Source organism: Rhodoferax sp. U11-2br (genome assembly GCF_018619435.1).
Lineage (GTDB): Bacteria > Pseudomonadota > Gammaproteobacteria > Burkholderiales > Burkholderiaceae_C > Rhodoferax.
In genome coordinates, this window is sequence record NZ_JAHFZF010000023.1 from 15280 (window position 1) to 31217 (window position 15938).

At 61.5% G+C, this 15938-nt stretch carries 19 protein-coding genes and 1 riboswitch; of the genes, 10 read left to right on the plus strand and 9 right to left on the minus strand.

Going from position 1 to position 15938, the window contains the following annotated elements; translation table 11 throughout:
* The first annotated feature begins 139 nt into the window (after positions 1-139).
* From KKO72_RS14510 to KKO72_RS14525, 4 genes are read left to right on the plus strand one after another with little or no spacing between them, the layout of a single operon-like run.
* Entirely contained in the window at positions 140-580 is a 441-nt protein-coding gene (locus tag KKO72_RS14510; RefSeq protein WP_214939815.1) for a VOC family protein, read from the plus strand.
* Between the two features lie 18 nt (positions 581-598).
* Complete coding sequence (locus KKO72_RS14515) at positions 599-1021, plus strand: YciI family protein (RefSeq protein WP_214939817.1); 423 nt, start codon at positions 599-601, stop codon at positions 1019-1021.
* A 32-nt stretch (positions 1022-1053) separates the two neighbouring features.
* Complete coding sequence (locus KKO72_RS14520; protein ID WP_214939821.1) at positions 1054-1464, plus strand: VOC family protein; 411 nt, start codon at positions 1054-1056, stop codon at positions 1462-1464.
* 9 nt (positions 1465-1473) lie between these two features.
* The gene (locus KKO72_RS14525; protein WP_214939835.1) at positions 1474-2745 is read left to right on the plus strand and encodes an RNA polymerase sigma factor; all 1272 of its coding nucleotides are present in this window, start codon (positions 1474-1476) and stop codon (positions 2743-2745) included.
* Positions 2746-2847: 102 nt separating this feature from the next.
* Here KKO72_RS14525 and KKO72_RS14530 read toward each other — a convergent pair whose 3' ends face one another.
* The 3 genes from KKO72_RS14530 to KKO72_RS14540 all read right to left on the minus strand — a co-directional run bounded on the left by KKO72_RS14530 (position 2848) and on the right by KKO72_RS14540 (position 4588).
* The gene (locus KKO72_RS14530) at positions 2848-3432 is read right to left on the minus strand and encodes a cold shock domain-containing protein (protein WP_214939838.1); all 585 of its coding nucleotides are present in this window, start codon (positions 3430-3432) and stop codon (positions 2848-2850) included.
* 233 nt (positions 3433-3665) lie between these two features.
* Positions 3666-4145 (minus strand): GNAT family N-acetyltransferase, encoded by a 480-nt coding sequence (locus KKO72_RS14535; RefSeq protein ID WP_214939841.1) that lies wholly within the window; start codon positions 4143-4145, stop codon positions 3666-3668.
* The gene (locus KKO72_RS14540; protein ID WP_251140673.1) at positions 4133-4588 is read right to left on the minus strand and encodes a rhodanese-like domain-containing protein; all 456 of its coding nucleotides are present in this window, start codon (positions 4586-4588) and stop codon (positions 4133-4135) included. Before KKO72_RS14540 ends, KKO72_RS14535 begins: the two co-directional genes overlap by 13 nt.
* A gap of 106 nt (positions 4589-4694) precedes the next feature.
* Here KKO72_RS14540 and KKO72_RS14545 point away from each other — a divergent pair, with 106 nt between their 5' ends.
* Positions 4695-6149 carry a PLP-dependent aminotransferase family protein gene (locus tag KKO72_RS14545; protein WP_214939844.1) on the plus strand — a complete coding sequence of 485 codons (1455 nt, stop codon included), beginning with the start codon at positions 4695-4697 and terminating at the stop codon, positions 6147-6149.
* Positions 6150-6301: 152 nt separating this feature from the next.
* On the opposite strand, the gene KKO72_RS14550 is transcribed toward KKO72_RS14545, so the two are convergent.
* A complete protein-coding gene (locus tag KKO72_RS14550; protein WP_214939847.1) occupies positions 6302-7060 on the minus strand; it encodes a DeoR/GlpR family DNA-binding transcription regulator in 759 nt (252 codons plus the stop codon).
* 90 nt (positions 7061-7150) lie between these two features.
* Between KKO72_RS14550 and KKO72_RS14555 the strand changes: the two genes are divergently transcribed.
* Positions 7151-7792, plus strand: coding sequence for an NUDIX domain-containing protein (locus KKO72_RS14555; RefSeq protein WP_214939850.1), 642 nt, complete (start codon positions 7151-7153; stop codon positions 7790-7792).
* A 156-nt stretch (positions 7793-7948) separates the two neighbouring features.
* Here the strand turns inward: KKO72_RS14555 and KKO72_RS21290 are convergent, their stop codons facing one another.
* From KKO72_RS21290 to KKO72_RS14575, 4 genes are all read right to left on the minus strand, one after another.
* Positions 7949-9646, minus strand: a complete 1698-nt coding sequence (locus KKO72_RS21290; protein WP_214939854.1) for a methyl-accepting chemotaxis protein — start codon at positions 9644-9646, stop codon at positions 7949-7951.
* 109 nt (positions 9647-9755) lie between these two features.
* Entirely contained in the window at positions 9756-11426 is a 1671-nt protein-coding gene (locus KKO72_RS14565; RefSeq protein ID WP_214939857.1) for a methyl-accepting chemotaxis protein, read from the minus strand.
* An 81-nt stretch (positions 11427-11507) separates the two neighbouring features.
* Entirely contained in the window at positions 11508-12023 is a 516-nt protein-coding gene (locus KKO72_RS14570; RefSeq protein WP_214939860.1) for a chemotaxis protein CheW, read from the minus strand.
* 155 nt (positions 12024-12178) lie between these two features.
* A riboswitch (cyclic di-GMP riboswitch) is annotated at positions 12179-12270 on the minus strand.
* 214 nt (positions 12271-12484) lie between these two features.
* Positions 12485-12892, minus strand: a complete 408-nt coding sequence (locus KKO72_RS14575; protein ID WP_214939863.1) for a RidA family protein — start codon at positions 12890-12892, stop codon at positions 12485-12487.
* Positions 12893-12961: 69 nt separating this feature from the next.
* Here KKO72_RS14575 and KKO72_RS14580 point away from each other — a divergent pair, with 69 nt between their 5' ends.
* Positions 12962-13534 carry a TetR/AcrR family transcriptional regulator gene (locus tag KKO72_RS14580; protein ID WP_214939866.1) on the plus strand — a complete coding sequence of 191 codons (573 nt, stop codon included), beginning with the start codon at positions 12962-12964 and terminating at the stop codon, positions 13532-13534.
* 48 nt (positions 13535-13582) lie between these two features.
* Here KKO72_RS14580 and KKO72_RS14585 read toward each other — a convergent pair whose 3' ends face one another.
* Positions 13583-14506, minus strand: coding sequence for a M14 family metallocarboxypeptidase (locus KKO72_RS14585; protein WP_214939869.1), 924 nt, complete (start codon positions 14504-14506; stop codon positions 13583-13585).
* Between the two features lie 118 nt (positions 14507-14624).
* On the opposite strand from KKO72_RS14585, the gene KKO72_RS14590 reads away from it, so the two are divergent.
* The 3 genes from KKO72_RS14590 (at position 14625) to KKO72_RS14600 (ending at position 15890) form a co-directional block, all read left to right on the plus strand.
* The gene (locus tag KKO72_RS14590) at positions 14625-14846 is read left to right on the plus strand and encodes a hypothetical protein (RefSeq protein WP_180131363.1); all 222 of its coding nucleotides are present in this window, start codon (positions 14625-14627) and stop codon (positions 14844-14846) included.
* Positions 14847-14939: 93 nt separating this feature from the next.
* Positions 14940-15569: a DUF938 domain-containing protein gene (locus KKO72_RS14595; RefSeq protein WP_214939872.1), complete on the plus strand. Its 630-nt coding sequence runs from the start codon at positions 14940-14942 to the stop codon at positions 15567-15569.
* 72 nt (positions 15570-15641) lie between these two features.
* Positions 15642-15890 (plus strand): hypothetical protein, encoded by a 249-nt coding sequence (locus tag KKO72_RS14600; RefSeq protein ID WP_180131369.1) that lies wholly within the window; start codon positions 15642-15644, stop codon positions 15888-15890.
* The last annotated feature ends 48 nt before the right edge of the window (positions 15891-15938 follow it).

Below are 15938 nucleotides of genomic sequence, written 5' to 3' on the forward strand. Positions count from 1 at the left end.
GACGGCTAGGGTTTGTACCTAGATGGGTGCTGTCGAAAACGCCCGGTCTGTTTCGTCGTACCCCTAGAAGCGATTGAATTGGCTTCCCATGAGGCACGGCAAACCCGCCGCCGCCCGTGGCCACACTTTGGAGTACCCCATGAGCACCATCGGCTTTCCCATGTGTTCCGTTGTCCATTTTGAGATGCCGTACAAGGACCGCGAGCGCGCCGCGCGTTTTTACGCCGCAGCCTTCGGCTGGAACCACCAGTTTCTGGGCCCCGAGATGGGCGACTACATGCTGGTCAGCACCGCGCCCGCAGGTGCGCGCCCACCGGTGCCACCCGAGGCTGCATTGGGCTCCATCAACGGTGGCCTGTATCCGTTCAAGCCCGACGGGCCGATGCAACACCCCTCGGTGGTGATTGCGGTGGAAGACATCCGCGCCGCTATACAACGTGTGACTCAAGCAGGTGGCAAGGTACTGGGTGAACCGATGGCCATCCCTGGCGTGGGCGATTACGTGGCGTTTTGCGACACCGAGGGCAACCACAACAGCATGCTGCAGCCCGACATGGCAACCCCCGACTGCCCGGCCTGAACCACCAAGGAAAACACCATGCGATTCATGATCATCGTCAAATCCTGCCCCGAGTTCGAAGCCGAGCTCACCCCAGAAGCGCCCGAAGAACTGATGGCCGAGATGGCGGCCTACCACGAGGAGCTGGCGCGCGCGGGAGTGCTGCTGGACGGCAGCGGCCTGCACCCCAGCCGCACCGGCTGGCGCATCCACTACGACGCCTCTGGCCAGCGGGTGGTGGACGGCCCCTTTGCCGAAGCCAAGGAGCTGATCGCCGGTTACACACTGATCCAGGTGCGCTCGCGCGACGAGGCCCTGGAATGGAGCCGCCGTTTCCCCAACCCCGCCGGGCGTGGCAAGGAGGCGGTGATCGAACTGCGCCAACTCATGGAGCTCGACGAGTTTCCGCCCAGCGATGCGCTGGACAAGTTCAAGCAGTTGGAAGCCCGTCAGACAAGCTGAGCCCCTTACACGCACCACCAGGAGAACCCAAGGTGTTCAAACAAATTTTTGTCAATCTGCCCATTCAGGATATGGCCCGCTCCAAAGCCTTCTTCCAGGCGCTGGGCCTGAGCTTCAACCCGCGTTTCACCAACGAACAAGGCGCCTGTCTGGAGATTGGTGAAAACTTCTACGCCATGCTGCTGGTCGAGCCCTTCTTCCAGGGTTTCACCAAAAAACCCATCAGCAACGCCCACGAGTCCACCGAGGTGCTGCTGGCACTGTCGGTGGACAGCCGCGCCGAGGTTCAGGCCGTAATCAATAAGGCCGTAGCCGCTGGCGCCACCACCCCCAACGCACCGCAGGACCACGGGTTCATGTTCCAGCACGGTTTTGCCGACCTGGACGGTCACCAGTGGGAGGTGTTCTGGATGGACGAAGCAGCGGCGCCCGCACAGATGTAAAAACGGCGCGTGTCTTCCGCCGTCCATCACACCCTTGCCGCCATCTGGCGCATCGAGTCAGCGCACATCGTTGCGGCAGTGGTGCGGCGTGTGCGCGACCTCGGCATGGCCGAAGAACTGGCGCAAGACGCCCTGGTGGCCGCGCTGGAGCACTGGCCCAAAGACGGCCTGCCGAACAACCCCGCTGCCTGGCTCATGACCACCGCCATCAACCGCGCGCTGGACTGGCTGCGCCACCGCCAGATGATGGATGCGCGGCACAACGACATCGCCCATGATCTGGAAGCCCAGCAAGCCCACGTGGTGCCAGACTTTGTGGAGACCCTCGATGCCGCGCGGCAAGACGACATCGGTGACGACCTATTGCGCCTGATCTTCACCGCCTGTCACCCGGTGCTGCCACGCGACGCGCGGGTGGCGCTCACACTCAAGCTGCTGGGCGGCCTGAGCACCCAGGAGATCGCCCGCGCGTATCTGGTGCCCGAGGCAACCATTGCGCAGCGCATCGTGCGCGCCAAACGCACACTGGCCGATGCACAGGTGCCGTTTGAGGTGCCGCGTGGGGAACAGCTGACCCAGCGCCTGAGCTCGGTGTTGGAGGTGGTCTACCTGGTGTTCAACGAGGGTTACACCGCCACCAGCGGTGACGACTGGATGCGCCTGGAACTGTGCGCTGAGGCCCTGCGCCTGGGACGTATGTTGGCCGAACTGGCCCCCGATCAGGCCGAGGTGCATGGCCTGGTGGCGCTGATGGAAATACAGGCCTCACGCACAGCGGCCCGCACTGATGCCCAGGGCAAGCCGGTGTTGCTTAACCACCAGAACCGCGCCCGCTGGGACCATCTGCTGATCCGCCGTGGGCTAGCCGCGCTGGAGCGGGCTGAACGTCTGGGCCAGGCGCCGGGCAGTTATTTCCTGCAGGCCGCCATTGCCGCGTGCCATGCCCGTGCGCCCACCGCCGAAGAGACCGACTGGGCGCGTATAACCACGCTCTACGCCCAACTCATGCAGGTGGCGCCCTCCCCGGTGGTGCAGCTCAACCGCGCGGTGGCTGTGACCATGCACCAAGGTCCGGTCGCAGGCCTGGCTTTGGTCGACAGCCTGTTGCAAGACAGCAGCCTGCGGTCTTACCACCTGCTGCACGCCGTACACGCCGACCTGCTGCAAAAACTCGGGCGCAAGGATGAGGCCCAAGTAGCGCTGCACCACGCTGCGGCGCTGGCAAACAACGCCCAAGAACGGACGCTGCTGATGCAGCGGGCGCAAGACCAGGCTGGCTGAGCGCTGCAGTTAGTGCTTCATTTTTAGAAGCTATCTACCCTTGCATCCAAAGGGCTGGAGGCCAATTCAGCCTCTAACAGAGTTGTGTTGCGTCTGGCCGGTTTAATCAGCCCACGGTGAAGTGCACCATTGCTGTTCACACGGCACTCCGTCGTGGTTGCCGTCCATCTCAACGCCTGGGCAGTTTTTCAGGAAAAGTTTGGCCTCTTTGCACGAGGTCATTTGTGAGCAGTGTGTGCGGCCATCGCAGTTGAACCCACTGGGTGGGCTGGGGGCTGGCGCCGTCTGAGCGGCAAACGCTGGCGCCTTGATCTGGGCCCTGTGTCTGTCATATTGGCTGTAGCTGTACCAGCCCACAAGCACCAACACAAGCAGTCCAATCGTTTTGCTGGCCCATGACGTGGTCTGGGGAGCACGGCTCAGCGGCCTGACGCTGGGGCTGGCTGGAGAGGGTCTGCTGGGCGGCTCCGCACCAAGGCGCTGCACCCGCACTGCATGCTTTTTGCCTTTGCCATCGGGTTCCACTTCAAACGTGAGTTCATCATCGACCACAGGCACCCGACCATCACGGGGGAACGCGCTGATGTGCACAAACACATCTTGCTCACTGTCACTCGCCAGGATGAAGCCGTATCCCCGCTCAGTATTCCATTTGCGCAGCCTGCCCTGATAACGCACAGAAGCCATCGTTTTCCCTCCCGTTGCACGAGCGCCAAGGCGCTGTGTTGTTTGATTCTTTGGAAATATTCTAGGGTGGTTTGGTAGGCAATTTGCTACTACTTATGTAGCTTGTTGCTCTTTTTGAACATGGGCTTGGAGGCCAATTCGATCACATGTTTTCTGGCAAACCCGACTTGGATTGGCTCCCTGCCGAATTGCCACAAAAGCCCCCGTGTCGACGCCCCGGCAGGCATCGGCCATCAGTGTCGAGGTAGAGGCAAGGTGTAGCGCTGTTTGGCCATCCCTGTGGCGCCCAGGCGGTCGTAGAAGTGGATCGCGGAATGGTTCCAGGCGGGGGTTTGCCATTGCAGATTGATGCAGCCTTGGGATTGGGCAAACAGCTGCACCGCATACATAAGCGCTTGCCCACCGCCCTGACCGCGTGCACCAGGCTGCAGGTAGAGGCAGTCCAGGTGGGCAAAGCGGTGCGCGCTCAGGGTGGCCCAATCCAGCGTGACGCTGGCATAACCCACCGCTGCCCCGCCCTGCACCAGCAGCCAGGCGTGCAACAGCCCGCTGGCCAGGGCGGTCTGCAGGCGGTCGCTGTGGCCGTGGGCGCAAAACGGCAGCCGCTCAAAAGCCGCATGGGCGGCGCACAACGGGGTCAAGCACTGGGCGTCGGCGGGCTGGGCCGGGCGCACCAACTGAAGCGGCGCTGCGCCAGCGTTTAACACGCGCATTCAATGGCAGGTGCATCCGCAGGCATCACACCGGGTGCGCTGCCGATGGCCACCGGGTGGCCGTCGCGCCGCCAGAAGTCCAGCCCACCGAGCATTTCCTTGACGGTGAAACCCAGCGCCGCCAGCTTGTAGGCGCCTTTGGTCGAGCCGTTGCAGCCAATGCCGTCGCAATAGGTCACATAGACCTTGCTGCGGTCCAGTCCGGCGGTGCTGGCTGCGTCCATCAGACGGTGCGGGAAGTGGATGGCGCCGGGCACATGGCCCTGGGCGTAGAGTGCCTCGGAGCGGGTGTCGATCACCACCAGAGCGGACACACCGCTGCGCAGGTCTTCGGCCACGTCCCAGGCGTCGGCGTGAAAACTGAGTTTGTGCAGCATGTAGTCAGCGGTCTGGCTGGGGCTGGCGGGTGGAAAGGCCAGCACAAGAGAGTTGGTGTGGGTCATGGTGTGGTTCTCGGGTAGGTGGCCGCAACAAGTGTGCGGCCATGCGGTCAGTGTAGAAACAAGCGGCCTTATCATTGATACCAATAATGACAACCATATAAGACCAATGAAAGCAACCCAACCCAAGCTGTGGCTGGGCCTGATGGCATCCACACCCCACCCCGGCATGGGTCTGCGCGAGCAGCTCTGCGCAGCGCTGCGTGAGGCCATGCGCAGCGGCATCCTGCCCCAGGGCAGCCGCTTGCCCGCCACCCGGGTGCTGGCACAAGACCTGGCGCTGTCGCGGGTCACGGTGGAAGCCGCCTACGCGCAGCTGGAGGCCGAAGGTTATGTGTTTCGCCACACCGGCAAAGGCAGCTTTGTCGCGGTGCAGGCAGCTTCTGTGGCACCCAGCCCAACGCGCTCAAGCCGCGCCCTGCTGCCCCCGGCCCAGCTGTCCCAACGCGGCCAGGGTATGGTGGACACCGGTGGTTGCCTGGAGCCACTGCGGCTGCAGGCTTTTGCGGCGGGCAGTCCGGACCTGCGGGCTTTTCCGCACAGCGTGTGGCGCCAGCTCACCAACAAACGCCTGCGCCAAAATCCGCAGGCGCTGATGGCTTATGGCGACCCGCAGGGGCGTGAGGACCTGCGCGAGGCCATCACCCAGTACCTGGTGGCCTCACGCGGGGTGCGCTGCACTGCCGACCAGGTGCTGGTGCTGACCAGTTCGCAGCAAGCGCTGCAACTGCTGGCCACCCTGCTGCTGGACCCGGGCGAGCTGGTGTGGCTGGAAAACCCGGGTTACCGTGGCGCCCGCACCGCCTTTGCCGCCAGCGGCGCACAACTGCGATCAATGCCCGTGGATGAACACGCCATGGTGCCCGACTTCACCGGACCCGCGCCCCGGCTGGTGTACCTCACCCCCACGCACCAATACCCCACCGGCCACGCCCTGAGCCTGCAGCGGCGCCTGGCGCTGGTGGACTACGCTCGGCGCACGGGCTGCTGGCTGGTGGAAGACGACTACGACAGCGAGTTTTTATACAACAGCCGCCCCACCCCCAGCCTGCAGGGGCTGGACGACGGCGGTCGGGTGATCTACATCGGCACCTTCTCCAAAACCCTGTTTCCGTCCCTGCGCATCGCTTATGCCGTGCTGCCACAGGCGCTGGTGCAGCCGATGGTGACCGCACGCAGTGTGTACGACGGCCATGTGGCGCAACTGACCCAAGCCGTCACCGCAGACTTCATGACGCAGGGGCATTTTGCGGCGCACCTGCGCCTGATGCGCCAGCTCTACCGCAGCCGACGTGATGTGTTGCTGGAGCAGATCACACGCCATCTGCCCTGGGCGCAGCCGCTCAACAGCAGTGGTGGCCTGCAGCTCAGCGTGACGCTGCCACCAGGCACCGAGGCACAGCTGACCCGCCAGGCCAACGCTCGCGGCATCAGCACGCCTAGCCTGAGCAGCCTGTATGCCGGTCCTGCAGCGCTGGATGGCTGGCTGCTGGGTTTTGCGGCGCTGTTGCCTGCGGAGATAGAAGCTGCCGTCAGTCAGTTGGCCAAGCTGAAGGTGCCGTGAGGGCTGGCAAACCGCCATGTGGTGTGGACAGGTGATGGTCAATTGGGGGGATGCGATACTGCCAAAATTCCTGATTTGATAGCTATCCACCTTTATCAAATAAGGGTTATAGGTCAATTTGTCCCACAAAACCAAACACCAGACCAAGCGGGTCACGTGGCCAGCAGCAGCTTCACCCCGGTGCTCTGCAGGCTGTCAAACACGCGGTCGGGAATGGTCGCTGGCACCACCAGAGCCGCCAATGTGTTGAGCGGTGCCACCGTAAAGGCAGACGCGGCTCCGAGTTTGTCGAGCGTGGCCAGCACCACGGTTTCGGCGGCACGTTCGTGCAGGGCGCGTTTGACGGCCGCTTCTTCAAAATCACCGGTGGTCAGCCCGGCCTCGGCGTGCACACCGGTCACACCCATCAGGTACAGGTCGGCCCGCACGCGGCTGATGGCTTCGATCACGCTGGCGCCCACATTCACCATCGAATGGCGGAACAAACGGCCGCCCAATACCAACACCTCGATGGACTGGTGCGCACTCAGCGCCACCGCCACGGTGGGGCTGTGGGTGACCACGGTAGCGCGCAAGTCCAGCGGCAGATGCTGCACCACCTGCAAGGACGTGGTGCCCCCATCCAGAAAAACCACCTGCCCGGCTTGAACCAGTGCCGCACCGGCGCGGCCCAACAGGCGTTTGTCATCGGGGGCGAGTTGCGCGCGCACCCGCATGTCACCCACCGCCGCCGAGGCGGGCAAGGCACCACCGTGCACACGCTGCAACAGACCTTCAGCGGCCAGCTCACGCAAATCGCGCCGCACCGTGTCCTCTGAAATGCCCAGCTCTTCACTGAAGGCTTTGGCAACAAACTGGCCGTCGCGTGTGAGGCGGCTCAGGATGAGTTGTTTGCGTTGGCTGGTGAGCATCTGTGTGAGCCGCGTTTTGGGTCAAATGTGTTATTGCACGAGTTTACGCAATAATGCACGATATTGCATGTTTAACTTTCTGGAGCCACCATGTCCACAAGCAGAGAACCCGCCCCCATCCACATCAACGCGGAGCACGTGCGGCTGCTGGATGTTCAAGTGTTGTCCAAGGATTGGTATGTGTTGCGCAAGATCACGTTTGAGTTGCGCCGCCGCGATGGCCGTTGGCAACGCCAGAGCCGCGAGGCCTATGACCGGGGCAACGGCGCTGCCCTGCTCCTGTTTGACCCGCGCCGCTCTACGGTGGTGTTGACTCGGCAGTTCCGTTTGCCCGCCTTGATCAACGGCAGCGCAGATGGCTACCTGATTGAGGCCTGCGCCGGATTGCTAGACGGCGACGACCCGGAAACCTGCATCCGCCGCGAGGCCGAAGAAGAAACCGGCTACCACATCCGCGCACCACGCAAGGTGTTTGAGGCCTATATGAGCCCCGGGTCGGTCACCGAAAAACTGCATTTTTTTGTGGCCGACTACCGGGCCGAAGACCGTCTCCATGCTGGCGGTGGCATGGCGGATGAAGGGGAAGACATTGAAGTCATCGAGATGCCACTGGCCGAAGCCCTGGCCGCCATCAGCAGCGGCAAAATTCAGGACGGCAAAACGATTTTGCTGCTGCAACATGTGGCGCTGATGGCCGCCCACGGCAACGGTCTGCAAGCTACAGCGATCTGATTGACCAGGTTTTGCACCTCTGCCCGCCGAAACACCTCAACCGCCTTGGCCGGGGCGTGGCCTGGCGCCGGGGCAACTGGCTACAGCGCACGCATCCGTGCTTGGTGCCTGCCCTAGGCTGGCTTGGCTCAAACACCTAGGGTGGCAATTACTCGCTCAGAAACGTTCCCACTCATCGCCACTCACCTTGGCTGGGCTGTTGTTGCCCAAGGCCGGGGTTTGGGGGGTGGTCTTGACGATCACTTTCTTGCTCGGCGCCAATGGCCTGGGCGCGCTGGGAGTGGCTGCTGGAGCCGGACGTGTCGCAGGTGCTGAGAATCCACGCTCATGCCCTGCCGCCAGTTTGAACACTGCCACCGTGCCCACCAGGTCTTGCGCCTGGCCTTTGAGGCTGCTGGCCGCTGCAGCCATTTCCTCAACCAGTGCGGCGTTTTGTTGTGTGGCCTGGTCCATTTGCTGGATGGTTTCACCCACCTGGCCCACACCTTGGCTTTGTTCGCTGCTGGCGGCGCTGATCTCTCCCATGATGTCGTTGACACGTTTGATCGAGTTCACCACTTCGGTCATGGTGGCACCTGCCTGGTCCACCAAGCTGGTGCCTTGTTCAACACGCTCCACACTGGCGCTGATCAACGATTTGATTTCTTTGGCGGCTTCAGCTGAACGTCCGGCCAAGCTGCGCACTTCGCTGGCCACCACCGCAAAGCCACGGCCTTGTTCTCCAGCACGGGCCGCTTCCACCGCAGCATTCAGGGCGAGGATGTTGGTCTGGAAAGCAATGCCGTCGATCACTGAGATGATGTCGCTGATCTTGCGGCTCGATTCGTTGATGCCTTTCATGGTGTTAACCACCTGGGCCACCACTTCACCGCCCTTGATCGCCACACTGCTGGCGTTTTGAGCGAGCTGGTTGGCTTGGCGCGCGTTGTCGGCATTTTGTTTGACGGTGGAGGACAGTTCTTCCATGGAAGCAGCGGTTTGTTCCAGGGCGCTGGCCTGTTCTTCGGTGCGCTGGCTCAGGTCGTTGTTGCCCTGGGCGATCTCAGAGCTGGCGGTGGCCACCGATTCGGAACCGTGTCGCACAGCGCCCACCACGGCGGTCAACGATGTCCGCATTTGAAGCAGGACCCCCATCAAACTGTTGCTGTTGCCGGTGTTCACAATGCTTGAGGCCAGATCACCTTGCGCGATGGATGACAAAGCCTCTCGAGCCTCAGCTGGATCACCACCCAGCTCTTTGCGCATGGTGACCAGCATCAACAGATTGAGGCCAATCGCCACCAAACCGGCGATCAAACTCACGCTGATGGAGACGGTGATGGCCCGCTCCACGTGTTGGCTGAACAGTTGGTGCGCCTCCTTGGCGCTGTCGACTGCGGCTTGTTTTTGTTGCAAGAGCTCCGCTTTTAACTTGCGCCAAGCGGGTGTTTCTTCACTGTTGAGCAAAACGATGGCTTCGCTTGGCGACGCCACCAGAGCGAGCACTTTTTCCTGCGCTTGCGCCTGGGCCGCACGCAGCGCCGGCAACTTCGCAAACGCGGCTTCAAATTGACTGCCTTTGACACTCTTCTGGGTTTGCTCCATGGCCTTCGCAAAGTCGTTTTGAGCGGCTTTCAAGTTGTCCATGGCTTTGGGGTTGGCCGGGTCAAGCACCACATTGCGCAAAGCCTGACCCATTTGCAAACCTTGGGCATACATCTCTGACAGGCCCCGCTCTATCGCCTGTTCGGAGTTGATGTACGCAGAAAAGTCACTTCGGGTGTTGATCAGTGAGCCAATGCTGCAGACCAGGGCAAGCACAAACAAGACGGCAGGCAAGGCAGCAAAGCTGATGATTCTGGAACGGAATTTCATGTGTTTTTTTGGGTGAGGTATGGGTATTGCCGGATGGAGATCAGATGCGCCTGGGGTAACAAGCGCAGCGTCGGCATCCCCCAGGCAAAGCCTGGGGGATGGAGGAGCGTCAGACTTCCGCAGCGAACGTCAGCTTCTGAGTTGCTCGTTCTGGGCTGATGTCAACAGTTTGGAATGTGTCAGCTGACCGAGTGTTGCCATCCGCTGCCAGTTTGAACACCGCCACCGTGCCCACCAGCTCTTGCGCCTGGCTCTTGAGGCTGCGGGCGGCGGCCGCCATTTCCTCCACCAGGGCGGCGTTCTGCTGGGTAGCCTGGTCCATCTGGGTCACCGCGTCTCCCACCTGGCTTACACCCTGGCTTTGTTCGCTGCTGGCGGCGCTGATCTCACCCATGATGTCGTTGACCCGGCGAATTGAGGTCACCACCTCGGTCATGGTGGCACCAGCCTGGTCCACCAGGGTGCTGCCTTGGCCCACCCGCTCGACGCTGGCGCTGATCAAGGTCTTGATTTCTTTGGCGGCTTCAGCGCTGCGTCCGGCCAGGCTACGCACTTCACTGGCCACCACCGCAAAGCCTCGGCCTTGTTCGCCAGCACGGGCCGCTTCGACGGCAGCGTTCAAAGCGAGGATGTTGGTCTGGAAGGCGATGCCATCGATCACACTGATGATGTCGCTGATCTTGCGGCTCGATTCGTTGATGCCCTTCATGGTGTCGACCACCTGGGCGACGACTTCACCACCCTTGACAGCCACACTACTGGCGCTTTGGGCGAGTTGGTTGGCTTGACGCGCGTTGTCGGCGTTTTGTTTGACGGTAGAGGACAGTTGCTCCATAGAGGCGGCGGTTTGCTCCAGGGCACTGGCCTGGGACTCGGTGCGGCCGGAGAGGTCCTGGTTGCCCTGGGCGATTTCGGCACAGGCGGTGGCTAGGCTTTCTGCATTGCCACGCACCTCGGCCACCACACTGCCCAATTGGGACTGCATTTCTTGCAAGGACTGCAACAGAACTCCCGTCTCGTCGCGGGAGTGCACCACGATGTTTTGGCTCAAATCACCCGATGCCACCCTGCGGGCTGCCGTCATGGCCGCTTGCAGAGGTGTGGTGATGGCGCGGGTGATCAGCCACGCCACGGTGGCACCCAACAGCAGCATGACCACACTCAGCGCCATCAGCAATGTCGAGCTAGTTTGGTTGAGCGACTTGATCTCGGCGGCGCGGGCATCAATGGCCTGGCGCTGCAGTTGTTTGAAGGCTTCAATGCTGCTGAGGTAGGCCTTGGCCTGCGGCATGTACTCCTCGTCCATCACTTTGCCGGCTTCTTCCAGCCGACTCATCTTCTTCAACTCGGTGATGTTGTCGCGGGTCTGACCGTATTTCTGACGGAGTTTTGCAAGCTCTTCGAAATGCGCTTTTTCTTCACTGCCCTCAAGCAACTCCCCAATGGCTTTTTGTGCCTCGGAAGCACCTTTGCCTGTCACGAGTGCATCAGCTGCAAAAAAAGGCACCAGCGAGCTGTCGGTGCTTCTGGCAATGGCATTGGTGCGACGCACTGCGGCATTGACGTAGGTTGACCAGTCGCTGGCAAGGCGTTCCTTGGCCAAGGGTGCACCCATCATGGCTTCGGTGTCTCTGGCGGTTTCCAGCAGTCGCCAAAGGCCAATGCCAGAGATGACCATGGCGAGCAACAGGATGAGTGCAAATCCAGCGGCCAAACGCTGGCCAATAGAAAGTGAGAGGCGATTCATGTCGATGTTTTCAAAGAGACGGTGGAGGGGCATGTCAACTGCGTTGCAACAGTGCCGGTCGGCGCGCGTGCAGTTGATCTGTTCTGGGCTATGTTTTGTCGAGGCGCAGGATGACTAGGCCACCGCCTCAGCCACCAGACCCATGTCAGCGCCGCTCATGAGCTTCTCGATGTCCAGCAGCACCAGCATGCGTTGCTGTTCGGCTTGGTCCACGGTGGCGATACCGATGATGTGCTGGGTGTTGACCGCCCCATTGAAATCAGGCGCTGGTTTGACCTCAGTGGCCTGGATGGCCACCACGTCTTGCACCGCGTCCACCACCATGCCCACCACCCGGTTGGCCACGTTGAGCACAATCGTCACGGTCTGGCTGTTGTAGGCGACCTCGGCCATCTCGAACTTCAGGCGCATGTCCAGAATCGGCACGATGACACCTCGCATGTTGAGCACCCCCAGGACATAGGGCGGGGCGTTGAACATCCGGGTCGAGGTCTCGAAGCCCCGGATTTCCTGCACCTTGAGGATGTCAATGCCGTACTCCACCGAGCCGAGCTGAAAGCTCAGGTACTCACGCGCGGCTTTTTCCGCTGGTTTTGGATTGGCTGAACCTTTGCCTTGAGTGTTTTCCATGTTGACCTTGTTGTGACAGATCAGGACGTCACCAGACGGGCCTGAACGCTGCGAGGGCGGTGGCGGCCTGAGGAAAACGGGAAGGAACACAAATGGTCAGATACGAGGGTGACCACGCGAAGAAGCAACACGCCAGCGTCACTGGGTCCGACTTCTACGGCAACCCCGCTATCCTTCCCGCACGTGGCAGGTGTCAGACCGGAGGCTTTGCGACCTTGGCTTTCGCTCAAGTGTGCCAAAGCGCGGATTATTAGGGTTTTCCCTAGTCTGGTCAATGGTTGCGACAGGTCGAACAAGTTAAGAACCCACTCAAGTGACGCCATGCAGCATCACCATGCTCAACTTTGATAGCAATCGACCCTTATTGGAAAGAGGCTGGCAACTGATTGTCAAAAAATCAGCTCACCCACACACCGTTTGCAGCAATGTGCGGCTCACGTGTGGCGTGACAGCGGTACGTCTTAGCCCGGTAGCCGAACCGTCAATTCCAGTTCCACCTGCAAGTCAGGCGCAGCCAATGCCGCCACCCCCACACCAGTGATACACGGCATGGCGCCGTTGAACATGGCCAGCAAGGGCGGAAAGATCTGGTTCAACCTGTCGGGGGTCAAATCGGTCATGAAGCAGCGGGCGATGACGATGTCTGCCGGGCTGGCGCCCAGGGCATCCAAAGCCACTTTGGCATTGGCGGCCACGATCTTCATTTGCTCAACCAGATCAGCGGGCACCGGCTCGCCATTGGGGCGCCAGGCCACCTGACCCGAGACATAGGCCATGCGACCCGGCTCGACGATGGAGATTTGTGAATAGCCCATCGCGGCGGCGTCGGGCAAGCTGGCGGGGTTCAAACGAACAATGGTTGGTGTCATGGATAATCCTAAGATCGTTGCGAAAAGCAAGTTTCACGAAGATTTTACCTCTACATTTGAAGAGCATGTATGTCCACCAACAAAACTGACCGACGGGAAGCCATCCTGGCTGGGGTGATTGAGCTGCTGGCCACCCGCGGCATGGAGGGTGTGACGCACCGCGCCGTGGATGAGCTGGTGGGCCTGCCACAGGGGTCAACAACGTATTACTTTCCCAAGAAGACGGCCCTTTTGCTGGCGGCCTCACAACACCTGGCTGGGCTATTGGAAAAAGAGTGCGATGTGCTGCAGGTCGGCTTTGCAGACATCGCCGCCAAACAGGGCCTGGAGGCCGCGATTGCCTATGTGGCCGACGAACTGGTGGCCTACGCCGACGATGAAAGGCATCTGTTTCTAGCGCGGGTGGAGTTGACCTTGGCCTCGGCCCGTCGCGAGGACCTGGCCGGCGTGGGTGACCAGTTGACCACGGCGGCACGTCGGCCCATTGAGTTTTTTGTCAAGCTGATCTCCAACGGCCAGGCCGATGCGCCACTCACAACCTGCGCGGCCTTGATCGATGGCATCACCTTGATGTATGCGACGGGGCAGGCACCCAAACCCACGACCGACCAGGTGTCGGCTGTTTTACGCGCCGTCTTGTAGCGCAGAGCGCTCTATTTTTTGGAGCAATTTGCCCAATATCCAAAAGGGCTAGTGGCCACTTTCACACACAAACACCAGCACCGCCCCCACCGCCGCTACCTGCGCGGCAATACATTGTTCGGGCGTGGCGCGGGCGCTGTCGGGGTAGACCTCGGTGGTGCTGGTGTAGCGCGCGTCACTGATGCCTGCGCACAAGCCCAAGGCTTTCATCGCGTAGTGGATCACGCCGTGTGCCACCAGCGGTGAGCCAATGATGCCGCCGTGGACATCGGCCGGGGCGATGTGGGTCACTTTCTCGACGGCTTCGATGATGGCCTGCTGGAAGGTCGGTTGCGGGTTGGCGCTGTCGTCCACCAAGTAGAAGCCATCGGGGATGGTGCTGGGCTCAAACACTTTGCCGTCACGTGCGGCCACCGCCGGGCGGAACTCGGACTCGTCGCTGTCGGTGGTTTCGTGCAGGTCGATGTGGGCCACAAACTGGCCGCGCAGCGGCGCCACCAGGGCCATCAGCGCGGCCGACTCCTGCGCCGGGCTGTCCGCGCGAAAGGAGCGGTTCGGGTCGATGGCGTCAAAGTTCCAGCGCTGGACACGTTCATAGGCCCAGGGGCTGACACAGGGCGCCACCAGCAGGTTGACCCGGCCTGCATAAGCGGGCGCTAGGTCCTGCAAAACACGCAGCGCGCCGTGGACACCGCTGGTCTCATACCCATGCACACCACCCGTCACCAACACACCGGGCAGGTCAGGCTGCCAGTGGCGGCTGCGGATGGCCATCAGCGGAAAGTGTTCGTCGCCATAGACCACCTCGCCATAACTCGCCACCTCAAAAAACTCGCGCAAGGGTTCGATGGCGGCCAACACATCGTTGGCGTAACTGCGCTGGCGAACCTGGCGCGCACTCCACTGGGCCAACTCTGCGGCGCCCCAGGGCTGGCCCAGGGTGCCGATGGGATAAAAAGGGGAAGAAGGCATGGACAAGGGGCCCGGTCTGGGCGGCTTAAAAATGAGAGCGCCATTATCTGGCCGGTGTGCTGGTTAACAGACTGCCCTGCCCTGGCCGCATGTAATGTCCTGTTTGAGGAGCCCCACCATGACCCAACACGCCACCATCAACGACCATGTGACCTACACCCCTGGCGACGGCGAGCCGCTGGTGATCCCGCAGGGGCCGGTCGAGGTCGACCTGTCTGCCGCCAACAGCGCCACCCTGAGCTGGACTGCCGACAACGGCGCGGCGGGACTAACGGCGATGCCGCTGACACAGTTCAACGAATACGTGCGCCAGAAACGCATCACGCTGGCTAAGAAGTGAATCAGACTCTGCACTTTTGATAGCTATCGACCCTGGCAGGAAAAGGGTTAGAGACCGATATCATTCGTGAATTCTCAGCTCTGGATCCCTGCCATGCCACCACCCGACTTCAGCCCGTCTGCCGAGCAGAACAAACACCCGATCCTGGACAAGTTACTGGCCTTGTTGCCCGCCCAGGGCGCGGCGCTGGAGATCGCCTCGGGCACCGGCCAGCACGCAGCCTGGTTTGCAAGACACCTGCCGGGCTGGACCTGGCAGCCCAGCGATGTGCAACCCCAGGGTTTTGCCAGCATTCACCACCATGTCACCCAGGCGGGTGTGCCCTATGTGCAAGCACCGCTGGTGCTGGACGTGTCCGCTGAAACCTGGCTGCCAGTCGATCCGGCTACCGGCGAATTGCCCCGCTTTGACCTGATGTTTTGCGCCAACATGCTGCACATTGCGCCCTGGGCCGCCTGCACCGGGCTGATGCGTGGCGCGGCGCGGCATCTGGCGCCACAGGGCCAGTTGGTCACCTACGGCCCGTATTTTGAAAAGGACGTGCCCACCACCCAGAGCAACCTGGACTTTGATGCCAGCCTGCGCCAGCGCAACCCAGCCTGGGGTGTACGCTGGCTTGAGGCCGTGGCACAAGAAGCAGCCCAGGCCGGTCTGCAACTGCAACAGCGCCACCCCATGCCCGCCAACAACCTGCTGCTGGTGTGGCAACGTGTGCCGGGTTGATGGCGCGGTATTGGCCTGGCAGCACAACACAACTCGGCTAAGCTCACTGGTTTCTCACACACAAAGGCCCTTATGAAAAAACTCAATGTCACCATCCAGTTGGAAATGTCGGTCCCTGACGACTGGGAACTGGTGGAAACCTCCAACGGCGGCCACGTCGTGCAGCTGCCCAACCAACAGTTTCTGGACCTGGCGATCGAACCGCTGTTTGCCAGCGACCCGGAAGATACCTGGACCAGCAGCGAAGACGAAACCGTGCTCAACGACATCCTGGACATGGTCGAGACCGAAGAGGTGACCTACACCTTTGTCACCCACTGACACACCTCCCTTGCGAAAGCGCTAGGCGCCCCCAGTTAAAACCGACGT